The organism is Parasphingomonas zepuensis, assembly GCF_036663735.1.
Lineage (GTDB): Bacteria > Pseudomonadota > Alphaproteobacteria > Sphingomonadales > Sphingomonadaceae > Sphingomonas.
Map to the genome: position 1 here is coordinate 652,491 of NZ_JAXOJO010000002.1, position 15,968 is coordinate 668,458.

The following is a 15,968-nucleotide window of genomic DNA, read 5'->3' on the forward strand; positions in this document are numbered from 1 at the left end:
TACTAGATTTTGATTATGACGATATGCGCGCTCGGCCGGTTGACGGAGCGCGTGGGCAACAATAACGAACGTTAGTAGATAGCCGATACGAATCGCGCGAAGCGGTCAAAAAAACGGGGAGGGGCCAAGCATCGGCTGCCTCCTCACAGGATCTTTTGGGGAGGATTGATATGCCGACATCGACCGTTCGTTTTCTGGCGCACACATTGGCCGCCTCGAGCCTGGGGGCGCTGACGCTGGCTGTCGCTCAGCCGGCCAGGGCTCAGTCCAATGACGGCAATGCGCCCGCCGCGGCGCCGAGCGCCGACCAGTCCAGCGAACAGGTCGATCAGGGCGTTGGCGATATCGTGGTCACCGCGCAGTTCCGCGCACAGCGGCTGCAGGATACGCCGATCGCGATCACCGCGATGGATTCCCGGACGCTCGAGGCGCGCAGCCAATCCAGCGTGATCGATATCGGTGCCTTCTCGCCGAACGTGAACCTCACTTCGGCGACTTCGCTCAACGGCAATGCGGTCAGCGCCTTTATCCGCGGCGTCGGCCAGAGCGATTCCAGCTTCGCGCTCGAGCCGGGCGTCGGCATCTATATCGACGACGTCTATTACGGCACCACCTTCGGCGCGGTGTTCGACCTGACCGATCTCGATCGGGTGGAGGTGCTGCGCGGCCCGCAGGGCACGCTCGCCGGAAAGAATTCGGTCGGCGGCGCAGTGAAGCTCTTCTCGCGCAAGCCCGACGGCAATGGCGGCGGCTTCTTCGAGGCAAGCTATGGCGCGTACAACCGGATCGAGGCGCGCGGCAGCGCCAATATCAGGATCAGCGAGGACCTTTCGGCGCGGGTGTCCGGCGTCGCGAAATATGCTGACGGCTATATGGATCTCCTGGATTTCGGATGCGCCAACCCGGGCCAGGGCATCCCCGCGCAGCCATCGGCCGGCGGCGGCGATTGCAAGATCGGGAGCGAGGGCGGGCAGCAACTCTATGCCGGCCGCCTGGCGCTGCGCTACGCGCCGGCCGGCTCACCGCTGGAAATCAACCTGGTCGGCGACGTCGCGGTGGACAAGTCGGAAGCCGTGGCGACCAAGCTGGAATATGCCAACAACCCGTCAGTGCGCAGCTATGTGGCGGGTGACCCGGCCAGCGGCGTTCCGTTCGACAGCCGTTTCCTGACCGGGCCGAAAAGCTACACCAGCTACGCCACCTATTCGAACGGCGGCAATTACACGACCGTGTTCGGCGTGCCGCAACAGATCGTGCCCGGTACCTTCAACACCGATCCGGAGAGCGAAGCGAAGAGCTGGGGCGTCGCCGCCACGATCGATTACCAGTTTTCGGACGCCCTCTCGATCAAGTCGATCACGGCCTATCGTGAGGCCAGCGGCCGGGCCGGTATCGACACCGACGGATCGCCGCTGACGATCACGCTGCAGGAGTTCCGCCAGACCCACAAGCAGTTCACCCAGGAATTGCGGCTGAGCGGCAAGGTCGGCAGTTTCGCGGACTTCACGGTCGGCGGTTTCTATTATGATGCGGACGATCTGCTGCGGAACCGCATGCATATTCCGACGGTGCTGTTCGATTTCCTCAGCGACGATCCGGTGACCAACACCAGCAAATCGGCCTTTGCCCATGTCGAGCTGCATCCGTTCGAAAATTTCAACATCATCGGCGGCATCCGCTACACCGACGACAAGAAGACCTATGTCTTCAGCCGCCGCAATCCGGACGGCACCTTGCCGTCCGGCATCCCGCTGACGCAGAATTTCACGGTGGCGGGGCTGGACGGGCTGAGCGGGACCTATGCCGGCGATCGCTTCGACTATCGGCTCGGCGCGAACTATCGCTTCAGCCCGGCGCTGATGGTCTATGCCCAGGTGTCGACCGGCTTCAAGGGCGGCGGCGTCAATCCGCGGCCCTATGTGCCCGATCAGGTCGTGCCGTTCGGTCCGGAATCGCTGACCACCTATGAAGTGGGCTTCAAGGCCGATCTGCTCGATCGCGCGGTGCGGCTGAACGGGGCCGCCTTCTACAACAATTATGACGATCTGCAGCTGACGCTGTACCAATGCGCCGGCAGCGTGAGCGTGAATTGCAGCATGCCGGCCAATGCCGGCGATGCCACGGTCAAGGGTTTCGAGCTCGAAGCAGCGCTACATCCGGCGAAAGGCCTGACGATCGACGGCTCGGTCGGCTATCTCGATTTCAAGTACAAGAAGGTAAATCCGGCCACCGGCGTCACGCTGGACATGACGGCACCGTTCATCAGCGACTGGCAGGCATCGGCGGGCATTCAATATGCCGCCGGTCTGGGCGACATCGGTTCGCTCACCCCGCGGCTCGACTGGGCCTATCAGTCGAGCTTCTTTTACAACGCCAATAATGCGCCGCTCAGCGAAGTCGCGGGGCGCAGCATCTTCAACGGCCGCGTGACCTACGCCACCGCCGATGACGACTGGAGCCTCAGCCTGGGCGTCACCAACCTGTTCGATAAATTCTACTATGTCGGACAGAATGAGAATGCCGGCAATTACGGTGTGGTGACCGGGGTAGTGGGCCGTCCGCGCGAGTGGAAGCTGACGCTCAAGCGCCGTTTCTGAACGGGTGATCACGGGGGAGGATCAGGCGACGCCCGGCATTGGCAGACAGGACGCGGCAAGTGCGCTGGAGGCGGCGATCGATGATGGCCGCCTCTCCGGGCCCTTGCTGCTGCCGCTGCTGCTGTGCGCGCTGGTGATGATCATCGACGGCTATGATCTGTCGGCCATGCCGCTCGCGGTCCCCCATATCGTGCGGCAATGGGATCTGGCGGCGGGCGGCTTCGGCATTGCGCTGTCGGCCGTGCTGGTCGGGCTTGGCGGCGGCGCCGTGCTGCTCGCCCCGCTTGGCGATCGTTATGGGCGGCGGCCGGTAATCCTGGTTTCGACCGTGGCGATCGGCCTGACCACGCTCGGCACGGCGTCCGGCACCTCGATCTGGGGCTTCACCTTGTGGCGGCTGGCGACTGGCCTCGCGCTGGGCGCCTGCCTGCCCAATGTGACCGCGCTCGCGGCAGAACTCGCGCCGCGCCGGCGCCGCGCCGCCATCATCACCATCGTATCGTGCGGCATCTCGATCGGGGCGATCGGTGCGGGCATGCTCGTACCGCTGCTGGTGGCGGCAGGCGGATGGCCGATGATCTTCATCGCCTCCGGGGTGGTGACGCTGGCGATCGCCGCCCTCCTGTTCGTCGCCCTGCCGGAATCGCCGAAGCTGTTGCTGGCGCGGGGCGACATGGCAGGGCTGGGCAGGGTGGTGCGGCGGTTGAGGCTGGATTTTAAGCCCGCCGGACTGCCGGACGGAACCGCGCCGTCGGTTTCGCCGCGGCGTCCGCGCCTGGCGATGCTTGCCCTGCTGGAACGCCCTTATCGCCTGGCCACGTTCGTCTTCGCCGGTCTCTACACGCTCAACGCCATGGCGCTCTACACGCTGACGAGCTGGCTGCCGACCTTGCTCCCCCAGGCGGGTTTCTCGATCGACATGGCCGCGCGGCTGTCGTCGCTGGTGCAGTTCGGTGGACTGGCCGGTGCGCTGGCGCTTTCCTGGTTCCTCGATCGCGCGATGACGGTCGCTGCGATGATCACGCTTTACCTCCTCGTGGCGCTCGCGCTCGTCGGCTTCAGCATCGTCCCGGCGACCCTGATGGGCTGGGGATTGCTGCTACTGGCCGTCGGTTGCGGTATTTCGGGCGCGCACCTCGCCATCATGCCGATCGGCACAAGCTTCTATCCGCCGCAGCTGTTGTCGGCGGCAATCGGATTCGCCGTAGCCGTCGCGCGCATCGGCGCGATCGCCGGGCCCCTGGCAGGCGGCTGGATGATCGCTGCCGGGGTGGCGCCGGACATGTTCCTGCTGGCGCTGGTCGCGCCGGTCCTCGTCCTGGCGGCGGGCGTGGCATTGATTCCGGCGGCGCGGCGTGGCAACGCTTCGTGAAATAGTAACGGCTGATATTGTTGCGGCGACTGGTCTGCAGCCAAAACAGCCGATGGAGAGCGAGCGATGGCGGACGAATTCGACTTGATCGTGATCGGCGGCGGCTCGGCCGGCTGCGCCATGGCCGCGCGCCTGGCCGAGGACGGGCGGTACCGCGTGCTGCTGGTCGAGGCGGGCGCCAGCGACCGACATTATCGCTCGCGGATTCCGGCGTTGACCAGCGCCGTCGTGCAGCATCCCGATTTCGACTGGTGCTACCAGGCCGAGCCCGATCCCTCGATCGGCGGGCGGGCGGATATCTGGCCGGGCGGCAAGCGGCTCGGTGGCGGCAGCGCGATCAACGGGATGATGTTCATCCGCGGCCATAGCTGGGATTACGATCACTGGGCCGAGCTCGGCGCCGATGGCTGGGACTATCGCTCCGTGCTGCCCTATTTCCGGCGCATGGAGGATAATGAGCGCGGCGCCGATGCGTGGCGCGGGAAGGGCGGTCCGCTGGCGGTGTCCGAGGGCAGGGCGCGCTTCCCGATCACCGATGCATGGGTCGCAGCGGCCGTTTCGGCCGGCCATTCCCGATCGAAGGACCTCAATGGCGAGATCGCCGAGGGGGTGGACTATGTCCAGGTCTCGCAGCGGGGCGGCATGCGATGCTCGTCTGCCACGGCCTATATCCATAGTTCGCCGCACCGCGAGCAGCTCGAGGTCCTGCTCGAAGCGCAGGTGCTGAAGATCGTGGTGGAAGACGGCCGGGCGACCGGCATCGTCTGCACCCAGGGCGGCCAGACCAGGACGATCAGCGCCCGCGCCGGCGTAGTGCTGTGCGCGGGCGCGATGAACAGCCCGCGCATGCTGATGCTGTCGGGCATCGGCCCGGCCGCGCATCTTGCCGAAGTCGGCGTTCCGCTGGTGCATGACCTGCCCGGCGTGGGCCGCAACCTGCAGGATCATGTCGGCACGCATCTGGTCAACGAGGTCAATGTCGCGACGCTCAACAACGAAGCGAAGGGGTGGCGCGCGGCGCTGCAGGTGGCGCGCTTCGCGCTCAGCCGGCAGGGCATCCTGACCACCTCGATCGCGCACGCCCAGGCGCTGGTGAAGAGCCGGCCGGAGCTGCCGGCGCCCAATCTGCAGATCGCGTTCGCTGCCTTCGCCTTCGATCTCGACGAGCGCGGGCGGCTGGTGCTGCGCGACAAGCCGTCGGTCTCGACGCTGATCGGGCTGATGCGGACGAGCCATCGCGGCTCCATCACGCTGCGATCGAGCGACCCGCTCGCCCCGCCAGTGATCCGGCACCAGTTGCTCGGCAGCGACGACGACATCGACCAGATCGTCGAAGGGATCGGCATTGCCCGCGGCATCATGGCGCAGCCGGCGATCGCACGGTTCGTGACCGGGGAGGTCCGCCCCGGCGAGATCTTCGCATCGCCGGCCGACCTGCGCGAATATGTGCGGATGGCGTCGATCACGCTCTACCACCCGGTCGGCACCTGCAAGATCGGCCGCGCCGATGACGACATGGCAGTGCTCGACGCCGATCTGCGCGTGCGGGGGATCGACGGGCTGTGGGTGGCGGATGCCTCGGTGATGCCATCGCTGCCCGCGGGCAACACCAATGCGACGGCGATCATGATCGGCGACAAGGGCGCCGATCACGTGCTCCGGACGCTGCGCCACAACCGGCTCAGCCAGGCGGCGTAACGCCCGATCCGAGCCGAAGCGTTCGGCCGCTCAGCTGTCAGCCCGTGCCTTGGCGAGCTCGGCGGCTGGCACCCAGGTTCCGTGCACCTGCGGGCGCATCCGCACCGGCATTTTCACCGTCGCGACCGGGCCCTTGCCGATCGCACCGGCGTCGACGATCCACAATTCGGATTCATGGCTTTCTTCGCCGGTCTGGCGATCGACGACGAACATCAGCCAGCCATCGTGCAGCGGACCGGGCGAGGGGATATGCACCGGCTCGTTCAGGCCCATGCCGAAATCCATCGGCAGCGCCTCGATGCGCCCATTGCCGGGCTCGATACGCAACAGCATGTTGAACGCGACGCCCACCGGCCCGCCCGCAAGCGGCGGCCCGCCCTGGGGATTGATCGTGCAATACCAGCCGGCTCGATAGGGACGGCCCTGATCGGCATCGCGGATGCGGGGCATGTCCCCGGGCGGCCCAAGCGGCCGCACCTCGAAATCTTCCCCCGGGCGGGACAGATCGAAGGTCCAGCGGATCAGGCCGCCGCCAAGCTCCTGCTGCGACCGGTGAATGCCGCCGGCCTCGCGCATGAAGGAAAAGGCGTTGGTATCGGACAGGCACAGATCGAGATGGACGAGATCGCCATCGGCATAGGCGTTCATGATGTGGAACGCAGAGACACCCTTGGGCCCGCGGAACCAGCGCATCTCCCCGACCTTGCCGTAGCGCGGCATGATCCCGACCCAGCTTTCCAGATCCTGCTGATGCGCCCATTTGGGGCCCTTCGCCTTCAGCCGGTCCAGATCGGTGGTGGTGGGGAAGATCGGGAAGATCGCGTGATGCTCGGTGATCGCGAAATCGTGCATGGTCGAGAGATAGGGCTGCTCGAACCATTGCTCCGACACGAGATTGCCATCCTTGTCGGCGATGCAATAGGCGACGTTGGGATCGCAATAGCCGCCGGCTTCATAGCCGAAGAAGAACATTTCGCCCGTCACCGGATCGACCCGAGCGTGCGCGGTCATCGTCTGCGATCGCAGCGCGCCATAATAGTCCCAGGAGCCGATCGTCTCGAGCGTATGGGGATTCACCTCATAGGCGCGGCCATCCTCCTTGGTCATGAACAGCCGCCCGGCGTGCCAGATCGGCGTGGTATTGGCGACGGTGCGGTCAACGCCCGCCACGGAGGGATCGTCGGTGAAGGGATTGCGATACTGGCCGAACAGGGCGCGGCGCTCTTTGCGCTCCGCCTCGTAGCGCGCGGTGCGGACGTAGCGGATGTCGTAATCCACGCTGCCATTCTCGAACAGGAAGCGCGCGACCATGCCGTCGCCCGACAGCGCGATATCGTCTTCGAACAGCGGCGCATGCGCCGGATCCGGCACCGCACGGAAAAAGGCGCCCTGGATCTCGGGCGGGATGGTGCCTTCGACCGGCAGGTTCTGCGCCGATGCCTCGATCCGGACCGGCTGGTTGAGTCCCGTGAAGTGCACGGTACGGGGAAATGCGACCAAGCTACTCTCTCCATGCGCCAATGTGATCATTGTTGCACGAATAGTAACAGGTGATAGAATTGAGTTCAAGGTTCGGGGCATGATGCTGTGCGAATGGTCGGCGCCCTGCGCTCAGCGGCGCGGCGTCTGCAGCAATGGCCCTAACAGGGTGAGCAGGAGGATGGTCAGGATCATGACGGTCATCGTGGCGATCAGATCGTCCTCCAGGAGTCGATATAGCACGCGTTCGAGCGTGATCGCGGCGGTTCCCATGGCCAGCCAGCCGACCGCCCCGCCGAGGCGCGGCCACGGGGGGCGCGCCCTTCCGAGCGCCCTGCGGGCCGCGCTTGTGGTGCTGGCGGCCGGTCTGCGGCGACGCGCCCGGTTCGCCGGGAAGACCCAGCTGCCGGGGCTGATGTCGGCGGGATAGAACATCACTCGGCCACCGGCCCGAAGCCGGCCAGTCCGCGCAGATATTGCATCGTGACGGTTGCCGTCGCGACACCGCTTTCCACGACGACTGACGCCTGTTCGACGGTCGGTCGCTTGCGGCCGAGCCTGTCGTTGCCGGGTACCCCGATGCCATCCTTCGCTATGCTGAATTTGGGTTTGCCGGAGCGCTGGTGAATGACGATCACTGCGTAACGGCCGGTGCTCGGGGTGGCGATACACAGGCTGACCGCCCCCTGGCGCGGTACCGGCGCCTGAATCCGCCGGAACACCTTGCCGGCCTTGAGCAATGCCTGGTCATCCTTCAGGAAATCGGCCTGGTTGGCCGGATAGAGCTCGAGCTTCAGCACGCCGGCCCGGTCCTTCATGCCGGCGACGGTAACCCGGATGCCGGGCGAGGAGGCCCGGCACTCCTGCTGGTCGCCTGTGGGTGCCGGTGTTGCGGCGAGCAGCGGTGCCGGCGCCGCGGCGAGCACGGCAAATGCGGTGAATTTGATCAGCATCTTCAGCGATCCTCGAAGAAGGGGACGTGGCTGCCCGTGCAGCGATCCGACCGGTGGGGGTGGATCGCCGCTCCCAGTTGTTGGGAAGAAAGGGGCAGAACGGTCAGTGGATTAGAAAAGATAGCGGACGCCGAGCGTGGCCGAGAGCGAGCGCAGCTTGGGCTCGAAACTCGTGGCCACGCCGCCGCTTTGGCCGGCATATTTGAGCTTGCTGGTCTGCGAGTAGCGACCTCCGAGCTCCAGCGTCGTCTTCGGCGCGACGCGAACCCCGATCCCGGCATCGGCGTGGAGCAGCAAACCCCAGTCCTTGCCGGCATAGCTGCTGCCGACACCGGTCGCACTGCTGACCCGCGACAGTTCCGCATCGACCCGGGCGACACCGATCCCGCCGCCGACATAGGGCACGATCACCTTGTGGACCGGGATGTCGACATAGCCGGCGACGCTCATGGTGAAGGATCGTGTCCGCCCCGCACCCACCAGGCCTCCCGTGTCGCTGTCCTTGAGATTGAGGTCGTTGCTGGTGTAGCCCACCGTCTGTTCGACGCGGAACATGCCGAAATCGTACCCGCCACCGATCTGGCCGGTGATGCCGGACTTGTATTTGGTCTTTTCGTCGAAAGTGGCCGATGACGGAAGATCGTCCGGGCCGAATTTTGTTTCCGGGCTGATCGATGCACCAGCCCGGGCCACGGCATAGATGCCCGTGTCATCGTCCTGCGCCCATGCCGGCGTGGCCAGGCCGAGCGCGGTCAGGCCGATCAGAGTGATGCTGATGATGGAACGTGTCATGTCGAAAATTCCCCGATGCGGCGGCCATGATGGCCGGCGTCGAGTTGCCAATGGCCGCGCGGGATGAAGGTGCGTGGTGGATTTGATGGAGGATCGATGGAGCAACACCTCCATGGATCCTCAACACGACCCCGCCATGACGGCCGGGAAGGGTGATGGCATGAGCAAGGTCCTGATTGTCGAAGACGAGCGCGAAATCGCGGAATTGCTCGCCGCCTATGTCGAGCGTGCGGGGTTCGAGGTCGCGCGCGCCTCGACGGTGCAGGAAGCCATCCGCGCGCATGCCCAGTTTCACCCCGATCTCATCCTCCTCGATATCGGCCTGCCCGGCGGGGATGGTCTCGATGTCCTGACCAGCGTCAGACGCCGGCTGGACACGCCCGTGATCATGGTCACCGCGATCGACGACGACGTGACGAAGCTGTCGTCGCTCAGGATTGGCGCTGACGATTATGTCGTGAAGCCGTTCAATCCTTCCGAAGTGGTCGAGCGGATTCGTGCCGTATTGCGACGATCCCAGGGCGCAACGGCACGGCGGACGCTTTCGGTCGGCAGCCTGGTGATCGAACTGGACGCGCGCGTGGTGAGCTGCCGCCGGGATGATGGCGACGCCCCGATCAGGATCGCGCTGACGCCGACCGAGTTCGAAATCCTGGCGCACATGGCGCGCCAGCCGCGTCGCGCGTTCTCGCGCACCGAATTGCTCGAGGCCGCATCGCCGGACAGCGACGCCTATGATCGCGTCGTCGACAGCCATTTGTCGAAGTTGCGACAGAAGCTGAGTCAGGCCGGCTGCACCGACATGATCGAACCCGTGCGGGGATTGGGGTACCGGCTATGGTCAGAATCCTGAACCGCATCGTCACCAGGATGATCCTGCTGGCGGGCCTGATGACCGTCATCACGATGGTGGTCGGTCTGATCGCTTATTATCTGGCGGTATATTATCAGGTTTCCAGCGTATCCGATCACCTGCCGCCAAAGGCCAGGCAGGAGCTGCAATATCTCGTCCGGCACAATCAGCGCGGCAGCGACCGATATTTCGAGCTGTACGACCGCTATGGCGGCGACGCGCCGGGGATAAGCGATCTCAGGTTCATCGCCGTGATCGGCCTGATCTCGATGCTGGCCGGCGGCAGCGTCGCCACGATCCTTGCCCGCCGCATCAGCAAGCCCATCACGGCCGTCGCGAAGGCCGCGGCCCGGGTGTCGGCGGGGGATCGTTCGGTGCGTGTCGAACCGGCCGATATAAGGGGCGAAGCCGGCGAACTGATCGAGAGCTTCAACCGGATGGCGGCCGACATCGAAGCCTATGAACGGGAGCGGACAGTGCTGACCGCGGGCATCGCGCATGAACTGCGCACGCCGCTGACCATATTGAAGGGGCGTTTGCACGGGCTGTCGGACGGGGTCATCGATCCCGCGACGGGAGAAGCCGATCGGCTGCTGCGTCAGGTCGAGCAATTGTCCCGCCTCGTCGAGGATCTTCGCGCGCTCGCCCATGCCGATGCCGGCGAACTCGGTCTCGACCTGCGGCACATCGATCTCGATGCCGTGCTGCGCCTGGCGGTCGCGGACCTCCGTCCGTCCGCAGCGCGCGCCGGCGTGGTTGTGACGGAATCCCTGGAGGCGGTCCGGCTCGTCGGCGATCCGGTTCGCCTCACGCAAATCTTCACGAACATCCTGACCAACGCGTTGAAGCATGCGCCGGAGGGTAGCCGGATCGATGTAGCGCTGACGATCTCCGGAGCCTATGCGATCACGCAGTTTCTGGACGAAGGCGACGGTTTCTCCCCGGATGACGCGGAACGGCTGTTCATCCCGTTCTGGCGGGCCGGCGCCGACAAGCGCGCCGGGCGACCGGGCAGCGGCGTGGGCCTGACATTGGCGTCCAAACTCGCGGAAGCGCATGGCGGCCGGATCGTCGCGAAGAACCGCGCGGATCGGTCGGGCGCCTGCTTCTCCGTATGGCTTCCGCTATGACGACGGTCGGCGTGACTCGCAGACTTGAGCGGCAATTCCGATCGGACGGGTCGCGGGTTCAGGCAGGGACGTAGCGCAACCTGATCACATCCTCGCCAATCCGATTATGCGCGATCAGGCGGAGCGGCGGCCGGGCTCCCGCGAAATAGGGGGTGCCGTGGCCGAGCACGACGGGATGCACATAGATGCGATACTCGTCGATCAGGCCAAGATCGGTGAGGCTGTGCGCCAGGTTCGGGCCGGCAACTTCGATCTCGCCGTCGCGCCCGGCCTTCACCGCGCGGATCGCGCCCTCAAGATCGTCCCCGACCAGCGTGGCATTGGGGCCGACCGACGTCAACGAGCGCGACACGACCCATTTCGGCTGGTTCCGCCAAGCGGCAGCGAAGGCGCGCTCCGCTGCGTCCCATTCAGGCTGGTCGTCGTCCCAGTAGCGCATGATTTCATACATCTGGCGACCGTACACACTGCCGGCCTGACCCTCGGCCTCCTCGATGAAGTGGCGGAAAAGCGCTGGGCCTGGCGCAAACTTCATATGGTCGACATATCCGTCCAGCGACTGGTTCATTCCGAACACGAGCTTTGCCATAGCCTGTTCCTTTCTTGCGCGGCATCGTCTCGACACTGATTGCGTTATGCAATCGGTTATGGCTAGACCGACCGATTTCACATCGCAATCGGTTTTTGATCGCGCGTGCAGGCGCAACGCATGGCGCAAGCGGGATGGCCAGGTTTGGTGCGCCCGACTGGATTCGAACCAGTGGCCTCGAGATTTAAAGTAAACCTTGAGTACTTTCCTGGACAATCATCGGGTACGCTACGATAAGGTATTGAATATATTAGTTTGCCGTCGAAATGGCTGCGCTATTATGTCCCTGCATTTCCAATCGACGTCGGCCATGTCGCGGCCGACGTCCTGACGGGCTTCCCGCTCGATCCGTCGATTATTGTCCGAATGCCAGTTACCGCAACTATCGTTCACATGGAAGGGCGCGCCAGCCGAGCGCGCGGCAGGATTCGACCGGCGCGCTGCTGATCTCCTGCTGGCGAAAGGCGGCGATTTGAACAAGGTGACGAACGCTTCACACCTGCGGATCAGGCGATGGATCGCTAACCCTTCCCCGCACGTTCTCTTCCACATGACCTATGCGGCTGAAAGGGCAGGGGCGATGAATGAGCCGAACGAGCGACGCCAGCCGGACGAGCCCGATGCGCTGACCGACCGCCAGGATGTGCCGCCCGCGCCTGAGCGCGAACCGGCGGGCGATGCGGTGATCAACGACGCAGAAGAACTCGATCCCGATCAGGTGAATCCGCTGGCACCGCCGACCAATACCGAAGCGGGCGCCTGATCAGGCGCCCGCGAGATCCCAGGAGACGTGATGTGACTGACAAGCAACCGATGCAGGCGAATGGTGAAGGCGAGCCGGTCGCCGGGGACGGCGTGAGCGATGTGAAGAAGGGCGGCGGCGAAAGCGGTGGCGGTGCCTATCCCAATCCGCATACGGGAAAGAATCGGGGCGCCTTTGATGGCGGCCAGAGCGACAAGAGCTATTCCGGCCCCGACAATCCCAACGCGACGACCGAATAGATCGGACGGTCGCCATGCCGTGCGTCGAGGAGCAATGGCGGATCTGAAATTTCGCCAGGGAAGCAGATCCGATCTTGTTGGCCAAAAAGGAATGCGGCAGCATTTTCGTGGCGCCCGATGGCCTCGCGCACCTGTCCTGCCGCCATAAGGGTGGACGCGGAGTTCATCCCATTCGGCATGCGGACGACATAGCGTCGCCACCGCGCCCTCCCTTCCGGATAGGGCCGCGCGGCCGGACCGCCGGCCAGCGCCGCCCGCCATCGCGACGGCGCGCGGGATCAGTCCATCGCGTCCTCGAACAGCGCCTGAATCCGCTCCATGCGGGCGTCCGCAAGCTCGATCCGCTCCTGGAGTAGCAGCCGTTCGCCCTTCCGCTCGAGCAGGTGCGCGATGGCGGCGGGCGGCTCTTGCCCTCCGCGCATCGTAAAGGCGATCGCCGACGGGCCGGCATCGATCCGCTCCACCCCTAGGGTGCGGGCAAGGGCTTTCAGCCGCGCGGTCGCGAGGAGCCGGTGCGCTTCCGGCGGTAGCATCCCGAACCGGTCTTCAATCTCCGCCTCGAACGCGTCGATGCCGACCGCGTCATCAAGGCGCGCCAGCCTGCAATAGAGGCCGATGCGGATTTCCGCTTCCGGTATCCACGCCTCTGGCAGACGACCAGGGACACCGAGCTTCAGGACCGGGGTCCAATCGTCCACTGTCTCGCCGCGCGCCGTCCGCAGGGCCGCTTCGAGCAGATGCTGGTACAGGTCGACGCCGATGAGCCGCATATGGCCCGCCTGATCGTCCCCGAGCAGGTCGCCGGCCCCGCGCATGTCGAGGTCGCGCGCGCTGATCGCGAAACCGGCGCCGAGCCGATCTAGCGTCGCGAGCGTCCCGAGGCGCCTGAGGGTCCTGTCGGCGATCGGCGTATCGGCCTCGGTCGTCAGCACTATCTGCCCGCGCCGGCCGCCCCGTCCGACCCGGCCGCGAAGCTGGTGCAGCTGTGACAGGCCGAACCGGTCGGCGCGCCAGACGATCATCGTGTTGGCGCGCGGAACGTCCAGACCCGTCTCGATGATGTTGGTCGCAAGCAGGATATCGCCGTCGCCTGCCGCGAAGCGCACCAGCGCCGCGTCGATCTCCACGGCAGGCAGCTTGCCATGCGCCTGGTGCAAGGACAGGTCCGGCACCAGCTTGCGGAGCTTTTCGGCGAGCGGCTCCATATCCTCGATCCGAGGTACCACGACGAAGCTTTGGCCCCCGCGGCTCTTCTCGCGAAGCAGCGCAGTGCGGATCGTCGCCGGGTCGAAGCTCTGGACCGAGGTCCGGATCGGCTGGCGTCTGGCCGGCGGCGTCGCGATGACCGAGACCTGTTGAAGACCAATCAGCGCCATCTGGAGCGTGCGGGGAATGGGCGTCGCGGTGAGGGTGAGCACATGTCCGTCACCGCACAGCGCGCGCAGCCTGGCCTTGTCGGCCGTCCCGAAGCGCTGCTCCTCGTCGATCACGACCAGGGCGAGCTTGCGGTAGCGGACATTCTTGCCGGCGACCGCCCCGGTGCCGATCACGATCGCGGTCGAGCCATCCTCCAGACCGGCGAGCGTCGCGCGCTTCTCGGCGGCGGTCGACAGGCGCGACAGCGATGCCACTTCATGCTGGGGGAAGCGCTTCCGGAATGCCTCGAGATGCTGGCGCACCAGCACCGTGGTGGGCGCGGCGATCGCCACCTGATATCCGGCGAGCACCGCCATGGCAGCCGCGCGCAAGGCGATCTCGGTCTTGCCATAGCCGACATCGCCGACCACCAGCCGGTCCATCGGCTTGCCGGTGGCAAGGTCCTCCCGGACCGCGGAGATCGCGCGCGCCTGATCGACCGTTTCCGTGAATGGAAATCCGTCCACGAAGCGTTCATAGCCGGCCGCATCAGGTTCAATGACGGGGGCTGTCCTGCTGTTGCGCGCGTGCGCAAGCTCCACGAGCCCGCGCGCGCTCTCGGCGATGGCGGCCTCGATCTCGCCGCGGCGCTTGACCCAGCTCGCACCGTCGAGCCGGTCGAGCGCGACGGCTTCCGCATCGCCGCCATACCGCCACAGGCGCGCCGCATCGTCGACCGGCACCAGCCTGCGAGCGCCGGCCGCATAGTCGAGCACGATCGCGTCTCCTGCATCATTCTCGTCCGCGACCGGTTCGAGCCCGGCGACCGTGCCGACGCCAAACGCCTCGTGGACGACGAGATCGCCCAGCCTTATGTCGCCGAGCGCCACGCGGAGCGGGTCCGGGCCATGCGCCGCTTCCTGGCCGCTGGAAGCGCGGCTGCCGAGCAGGTCCGCCGCTGCCACCACGGTAACGCCATGGTCGGCCCAGCCCCGGTCGATGGCCATCTCCAGCGTGACGAGCGAGCCGGGAGCCATGGCCATGGCATCGACCCAGGACTCAGCGCGGATCGGCGCGACCTTCAGCAGTGTCGCGAGCCGCGGCGCCAGGAAACGGAGGTCGCGCGCCGCACCAAGCACCATGACGCGATCGCCGCGTGCCAGGGCATCGCCGGCGACGCGCCGAAAACGGCGCGCCGGGATCCGACCCTCGATAAATCGCTCGCCGGGCGTCTCAGTGCCGGCTGCGATGTCGATCATCCTACGATCGGCGAGCGCCCTGTCCCAGTCGGCGGCATCGGAGATCGGTTCGGCCGGCCCGTCGCGTCGATGGCGGGCTGCGTCGGCCGCGAGCGCCACAAAGCGATCGCGGCGTACGGCAGCGCCTGGGTCGAGCGCAACGGCTGCGTGCGGCACGTGATCGAACAGCGTGGTCCAGTCGTCGCCCGCGGACGGTTCCGCGACCCGGCCGATCTCGATCCGGTCGAGTGTGTCGCCGCTCAGCTGAGTCACCGGATCATAGGCCCGCAGCGACGTGATCCGGCCGTCGCCGATCTCGACGCGTACCGGCATCTCGGCGTCGGCGGGATAGAGATCGATCACGAGGCCACGCACGGCGACCTCGCCGGGTTCATCGACCCGGTCGTCCGCGACATAGCCGATTTCCTCAAGCATTGCGCCAAGGGCGTCGCCTTCGAGCGCGTCGCCGGTGGCCAGGACCGGCGGGGTAAGATCGAACGCGGCCGGGCTCGCGCAGGCGCGCGCCGCCGCTTCGGCGGTGCTGATGAAGGCAAGGGAAGGTCGCTTGCCCGGCCGCCCGGCCAGACGCGCGCGGCGCAACGCGGCGACGCGCCGCCCGACATTCGAGGGCGATGCAGGCGCGTCGTCGCCAGGCAGGGCATCACTCGACGGGCAATGCACGACATCGGCCCCGGGGGCCGCCTGGCGGAGAAGGACGGCGACAGCCTCGGCGCGCTGCTCGTCAGCCGCGATATACAGGACATCTCCGTCTTGCAGCGCACCGGCGAGCCGCGTGGCGATGATGCCGGCGGCGGCCGGTGTTGCCGCCGCGGCTGGAGGATCGGTCATATCTGAATCGGCGGTGGCGGTCGGCTGGTGCGTCTGGTCGTTCGCGAGCATCCTGGTTCT

13 protein-coding genes are annotated in these 15,968 nt (G+C 66.1%); 7 read left to right on the forward strand and 6 right to left on the reverse strand.

All coding sequences use genetic code 11. The features are described from left to right. Positions 1-170: 170 nt before the first annotated feature. The 3 genes from U1769_RS09340 to U1769_RS09350 all read left to right on the forward strand — a co-directional run bounded on the left by U1769_RS09340 (position 171) and on the right by U1769_RS09350 (position 5,667). A complete protein-coding gene (locus tag U1769_RS09340) occupies positions 171-2,597 on the forward strand; it encodes a TonB-dependent receptor (protein WP_332714999.1) in 2,427 nt (808 codons plus the stop codon). Positions 2,598-2,601: 4 nt separating this feature from the next. Continuing rightward, positions 2,602-3,969 (forward strand): MFS transporter, encoded by a 1,368-nt coding sequence (locus U1769_RS09345; RefSeq protein ID WP_332715001.1) that lies wholly within the window; start codon positions 2,602-2,604, stop codon positions 3,967-3,969. 66 nt (positions 3,970-4,035) lie between these two features. Continuing rightward, a complete protein-coding gene (locus tag U1769_RS09350) occupies positions 4,036-5,667 on the forward strand; it encodes a GMC family oxidoreductase (RefSeq protein WP_332715003.1) in 1,632 nt (543 codons plus the stop codon). Positions 5,668-5,697: 30 nt separating this feature from the next. Here the strand turns inward: U1769_RS09350 and nov2 are convergent, their stop codons facing one another. From nov2 to U1769_RS09370, 4 genes are all read right to left on the reverse strand, one after another. Next, entirely contained in the window at positions 5,698-7,167 is a 1,470-nt protein-coding gene (gene nov2, locus U1769_RS09355; protein ID WP_332715005.1) for a lignostilbene-alpha,beta-dioxygenase NOV2, read from the reverse strand. Positions 7,168-7,278: 111 nt separating this feature from the next. Next, positions 7,279-7,581 (reverse strand): hypothetical protein, encoded by a 303-nt coding sequence (locus U1769_RS09360; RefSeq protein ID WP_332715007.1) that lies wholly within the window; start codon positions 7,579-7,581, stop codon positions 7,279-7,281. Then, a complete protein-coding gene (locus U1769_RS09365) occupies positions 7,581-8,099 on the reverse strand; it encodes a DUF2141 domain-containing protein (RefSeq protein WP_332715009.1) in 519 nt (172 codons plus the stop codon). Before U1769_RS09365 ends, U1769_RS09360 begins: the two co-directional genes overlap by 1 nt. 111 nt (positions 8,100-8,210) lie before the next feature. Continuing rightward, the gene (locus U1769_RS09370) at positions 8,211-8,891 is read right to left on the reverse strand and encodes an outer membrane protein (RefSeq protein WP_332715011.1); all 681 of its coding nucleotides are present in this window, start codon (positions 8,889-8,891) and stop codon (positions 8,211-8,213) included. Between the two features lie 160 nt (positions 8,892-9,051). Between U1769_RS09370 and U1769_RS09375 the strand changes: the two genes are divergently transcribed. Both U1769_RS09375 and U1769_RS09380 read left to right on the forward strand, forming a co-directional pair. Beyond that, positions 9,052-9,744, forward strand: a complete 693-nt coding sequence (locus U1769_RS09375) for a response regulator (RefSeq protein WP_332715013.1) — start codon at positions 9,052-9,054, stop codon at positions 9,742-9,744. Further along, positions 9,729-10,874, forward strand: a complete 1,146-nt coding sequence (locus U1769_RS09380; protein WP_332715015.1) for a sensor histidine kinase — start codon at positions 9,729-9,731, stop codon at positions 10,872-10,874. Before U1769_RS09375 ends, U1769_RS09380 begins: the two co-directional genes overlap by 16 nt. Positions 10,875-10,932: 58 nt before the next feature. Here the strand turns inward: U1769_RS09380 and U1769_RS09385 are convergent, their stop codons facing one another. Continuing rightward, positions 10,933-11,463, reverse strand: a complete 531-nt coding sequence (locus U1769_RS09385; RefSeq protein WP_332715017.1) for a dihydrofolate reductase family protein — start codon at positions 11,461-11,463, stop codon at positions 10,933-10,935. 358 nt (positions 11,464-11,821) lie between these two features. Between U1769_RS09385 and U1769_RS09390 the strand changes: the two genes are divergently transcribed. Together U1769_RS09390 and U1769_RS09395 are read left to right on the forward strand one after the other, a co-directional pair. Beyond that, a complete protein-coding gene (locus U1769_RS09390) occupies positions 11,822-12,226 on the forward strand; it encodes a hypothetical protein (protein ID WP_332715019.1) in 405 nt (134 codons plus the stop codon). A gap of 32 nt (positions 12,227-12,258) precedes the next feature. Then, entirely contained in the window at positions 12,259-12,465 is a 207-nt protein-coding gene (locus U1769_RS09395; protein WP_332715021.1) for a hypothetical protein, read from the forward strand. A gap of 278 nt (positions 12,466-12,743) precedes the next feature. Here the strand turns inward: U1769_RS09395 and U1769_RS09400 are convergent, their stop codons facing one another. Beyond that, a complete protein-coding gene (locus U1769_RS09400) occupies positions 12,744-15,959 on the reverse strand; it encodes a TRCF domain-containing protein (RefSeq protein ID WP_332715023.1) in 3,216 nt (1,071 codons plus the stop codon). Positions 15,960-15,968 lie beyond the last annotated feature (9 nt).

What these genes read in the sequence shown, in the direction of transcription:
- U1769_RS09380 (WP_332715015.1), top strand. Translation starts at nt 9,729, where the DNA reads ATGGTCAGAATCCTGAACCGCATCGTCACCAGGATGATCCTGCTGGCG.
- U1769_RS09340 (WP_332714999.1), top strand. Translation starts at nt 171, where the DNA reads ATGCCGACATCGACCGTTCGTTTTCTGGCGCACACATTGGCCGCCTCG.
- U1769_RS09400 (WP_332715023.1), bottom strand. Translation starts at nt 15,959, where the DNA reads ATGCTCGCGAACGACCAGACGCACCAGCCGACCGCCACCGCCGATTCA.
- U1769_RS09365 (WP_332715009.1), bottom strand. Translation starts at nt 8,099, where the DNA reads ATGCTGATCAAATTCACCGCATTTGCCGTGCTCGCCGCGGCGCCGGCA.
- U1769_RS09350 (WP_332715003.1), top strand. Translation starts at nt 4,036, where the DNA reads ATGGCGGACGAATTCGACTTGATCGTGATCGGCGGCGGCTCGGCCGGC.
- U1769_RS09375 (WP_332715013.1), top strand. Translation starts at nt 9,052, where the DNA reads ATGAGCAAGGTCCTGATTGTCGAAGACGAGCGCGAAATCGCGGAATTG.
- U1769_RS09360 (WP_332715007.1), bottom strand. Translation starts at nt 7,581, where the DNA reads ATGTTCTATCCCGCCGACATCAGCCCCGGCAGCTGGGTCTTCCCGGCG.
- U1769_RS09370 (WP_332715011.1), bottom strand. Translation starts at nt 8,891, where the DNA reads ATGACACGTTCCATCATCAGCATCACTCTGATCGGCCTGACCGCGCTC.
- U1769_RS09385 (WP_332715017.1), bottom strand. Translation starts at nt 11,463, where the DNA reads ATGGCAAAGCTCGTGTTCGGAATGAACCAGTCGCTGGACGGATATGTC.